We start from the raw sequence: 3,063 nt of genomic DNA, 5'->3' as shown, positions 1-3,063 counted from the left end.
ATCATATCTATTTAATAGATGGAATTTATTATTTATTTATTCTACCCATGCCATCAATATTGTTTGTTTTTGCATTTGGAAAACTTTGTATTTCTTGTTTTAAATCCATCAAGAATAAAATCCATAGAGTGATTCATAAAATTGAGCAGGGTGAGGAGAAGACGCTAAAAGAAAAGCACACGATAAAAAGATACGTAGACAAGATAGATCAAAAGAAGCAATAAGGAAAGATTATGATCCCAATGACAATTGATTTCAAAATAAAACTCAAAGATGCACTTTGTTGTAATGATCAGGATTTTCTAGAACTCCATAAAAATAAATATGATATCAATCATCGCTTTGCTGATGAAAATAATGATTCCTTACTTCAATATTCAATTAAAAATTCAGAAACTGAGGTCTATAAATATTTATTATCAAGAGGTGCTGATTTATTTATCAAAAATGATTTAGGAGAAATGATATTGCATTCTGTGATCTATAGCAATAAGATAGAAAGACTAGATTATTTATTTCAAACATATCCATCTCTTACAAAGATCATCAATGATACTAATATAGAAGGAATCACGCCTATTTTATTTTCTATCATATTTGAACAAAAAGCCTTTTTTGATAGATTTTTACAAATGGGTGCGGATATTCATCTAGGAGAAAAAGAAGATGTTACGCCCTTGCATATGGCTTGTTTGATTAAATTCCCTGATCCAAAGGATAACTTTGAAATTGTTCGAACTCTTGTTGAATCTGGAGCTAGTGTTAGGCTAAAAACAAAGAATGGTCATTATCCACTTACTCTAGCGATTAATAATGATTTTATGGATATCGCAGAATACTTATTTAGAATTATGTATGACTAAATTTCTATCTCTTCTAGATAAAACAAGAAGTAAGAAAAAACTACACGAGGATAAGAATGGATGAAGCTTTTGAAATAAAACTCAAAGATGCACTTTGTGATAACGATCAAGATTTTCTAGAACTCCATAGAAATGAATATAATATCAATCATCGCTTTGCTGATGAGGATAATGATTCATTGCTTTTATCTTCAATTAGTGATCCAGAAACTGAGGTCTATAAATATTTATTATCAAGAGGTGCTGATTTATTTATGAAAAATAATGAAGGGGAGGGGATATTGCACGCTGTCATCTATAGCAATAAGATAGAAAGACTAGATTATTTATTTCAAACATATCCATCTCTTACAAAGATCATCAATGATACTAATATAGAAGGAAGTACACCTATTTTATTTTCTATTGCGTTGGAACAAAAAGCCTTTTTTGATAGATTTTTACAAATGGGTGCGGATATTCATCTAGGAGATAAAGAAGATGTTACACCCTTGCATATGGCTTGTTTGATTAAATTCCCTGATCCAAAGGATAACTTTGAAATTGTTCGAACTCTTGTTGAATCTGGAGCTAGTATTGGACTAAAAACAAAGTATGATAATTATCCACTTGCTCTAGCGATTAATAACGATCTCATAGATGTTATAAAATATTTATTTAAAAAAATGAAATCAGAGGAAGCTTTCAAAATAAAACTCAAAGATGCACTTTGTTGTAATGATCAGGATTTTCTAGAACTCCATAGAAATGAATATGACATCAATCATCGCTTTGCTGATGAAAATAATGATTCCTTACTTCAATATTCAATTAAAAATTCAGAAACTGAGGTCTATAAATATTTATTATCAAGAGGTGCTGATTTATTTATGAAAAATGATTTAGAAGATAGCATATTGCATTCTGTTATCTATAGCAATAAGATAGAAAGACTAGATTATTTATTTCAAACATATCCATCTCTTACAAAGATCATCAATGATACTAATATAGAAGGAAGTACACCTATTTTATTTTCTATTATATTTGAACAAAAAGCCTTTTTTGATAGATTTTTACAAATGGGTGCGGATATTCATCTAGGAAATAAAAACAATATTACGCCCTTGCATATGGCTTGTTTGATTAAATTCCCTGATCCAAAGGATAACTTTGAAATTGTTCGAACTCTTGTTGAATCTGGAGCTAGTGTTAGGCTAAAAACAAAGAATGGTCATTATCCACTTGCTCTAGCGATTAATAACGATCTCATAGATGTTATAAAATATTTATTTAAAAAATATATGTCTAAATTTCTAGGGGGTAGCAACAAAAAAGTACACGAGGGGAAAGAAACAACAAAGGAAGGTGAAGGTAAATGAAGAGAATGGAAGTTTTAGCAGAAAGATTTAAAGACGTTAAGCAAATTATATATTTAAAAGATATGATTGAATTACATATGGATTTTATTAATTCAATACGAGGAGGGGATTTTATTGATACAGCAGAATTTTTTAGAGAAAGTTTCGAAGATCAGGTTGAAGACTTTGATGAGTTCTTTGAATACGTGATGTTTGTGATACTAGAGAATGGATTTGAAGTTGCAAATCCTAATAGTAATGAGCAGGTAAATAAATTTCCTGATGGGAGTATCATTGATTATAATTGGGACAATCAAAAAAAGGCTAAGTTCATTGTCTCTAGCTGGAATAGAAGCCTTAAAATGTTTCCTTTTGAGACATTTTCAGATCCAAACTATTTCATTTTGACGTATCATTTAGCCCTTATGTCTCCCCATCTTGCAAAAAAATTGAAATTAAAAGAAATAGTGGTTGAAGAACATGCCGATAAAAAAGATGAGCATCAATGAAAAGAATGGAAATTTTAGCAGAAAGATTTAAAGACGTTAAGCAAATTATATATTTAAAAGATATGATTGAATTACATATGGATTTTATTAATTCAATACGAGGAGGGGATTTTATTGATACAGCAGAATTTTTTAGAGAAAGTTTCGAAGATCAGGTTGAAGACTTTGATGAGTTCTTTGAATACGTGATGTTTGTGATACTAGAGAATGGATTTGAAGTTGCAAATCCTAATAGTAATGAGCAGGTAAATAAATTTCCTGATGGGAGTATCATTGATTATAATTGGGACAATCAAAAAAAGGCTAAGTTCATTGTCTCTAGCTGGAATAGAAGCCTTAAAATGTTTCCTT

The 3,063-nt window shown here is 29.8% G+C and carries 5 protein-coding genes; all 5 read left to right on the top strand.

The features are described 5' to 3' along the window. A partial coding sequence (locus tag BKH42_RS09800) for a hypothetical protein (protein ID WP_219349858.1) occupies nucleotides 1-224 on the top strand: 224 nt, incomplete at its 5' end. A 9-nt stretch (nucleotides 225-233) separates the two neighbouring features. Beyond that, on the top strand, nucleotides 234-863 hold the full coding sequence (locus BKH42_RS08935; protein ID WP_095296254.1) for an ankyrin repeat domain-containing protein: 630 nt from the start codon (nucleotides 234-236) through the stop codon (nucleotides 861-863). A 56-nt stretch (nucleotides 864-919) separates the two neighbouring features. Next, complete coding sequence (locus BKH42_RS08930; protein ID WP_095296253.1) at nucleotides 920-2,224, top strand: ankyrin repeat domain-containing protein; 1,305 nt, start codon at nucleotides 920-922, stop codon at nucleotides 2,222-2,224. Beyond that, nucleotides 2,221-2,712, top strand: a complete 492-nt coding sequence (locus tag BKH42_RS08925; RefSeq protein ID WP_095296252.1) for a hypothetical protein — start codon at nucleotides 2,221-2,223, stop codon at nucleotides 2,710-2,712. Before BKH42_RS08930 ends, BKH42_RS08925 begins: the two co-directional genes overlap by 4 nt. Then, a partial coding sequence (locus tag BKH42_RS08920) for a hypothetical protein (RefSeq protein WP_143428611.1) occupies nucleotides 2,709-3,063 on the top strand: 355 nt, incomplete at its 3' end. The genes BKH42_RS08925 and BKH42_RS08920, both read left to right, overlap by 4 nt.

The sequence above is a fragment of the Helicobacter sp. 13S00482-2 genome, from assembly GCF_002272795.1.
Taxonomy (GTDB): domain Bacteria; phylum Campylobacterota; class Campylobacteria; order Campylobacterales; family Helicobacteraceae; genus Helicobacter_J.
This window is presented reverse-complemented; position numbering and strand designations above follow the sequence as displayed.